1 pseudogene is annotated in these 401 nt (G+C 65.6%); it reads left to right on the forward strand.

Going from position 1 to position 401, the window contains the following annotated elements:
* A pseudogene (locus EOA29_RS40640) lies at nucleotides 1-401 on the forward strand (cytochrome P450); the annotation flags it as partial.

Below are 401 nucleotides of genomic sequence, written 5' to 3' on the forward strand. Positions count from 1 at the left end.
TGAAGCTCGAGCCGCCAGTGCATACGAGGCTTCGGACGCTGGTCAACCGCGCCTTCGTATCGCGCCAGGTCGAGCGGCTGAGGCCGCGCATCGAGGTCTTGGCCAATGAGCTGATCGACCGTTTCGAGCCAGGCGGCGTCGACCTTCTGCCGGCTTACGCCTCACCCTTGCCGATCACAATCATCGCCGAGATGCTGGGCGTTCCGGTCGATATGGGGCCGCAACTGCTCGACTGGTCGCACCGGATGGTCGCCATGTACATGCACGGCCGCACGCGTGAGATCGAGGACACGGCCAACCGCGCCAGCCGCGATTTCGCTGCCTTCCTGCGCGGCTATGTCGCCGAGCGGCGCAAGAAGCCCGGCGACGATCTGCTTTCGCTGCTGATCGAGGCCCAGGAC

It is taken from the genome of Mesorhizobium sp. M1E.F.Ca.ET.063.01.1.1 (assembly GCF_003998155.1).
GTDB lineage: Bacteria > Pseudomonadota > Alphaproteobacteria > Rhizobiales > Rhizobiaceae > Mesorhizobium.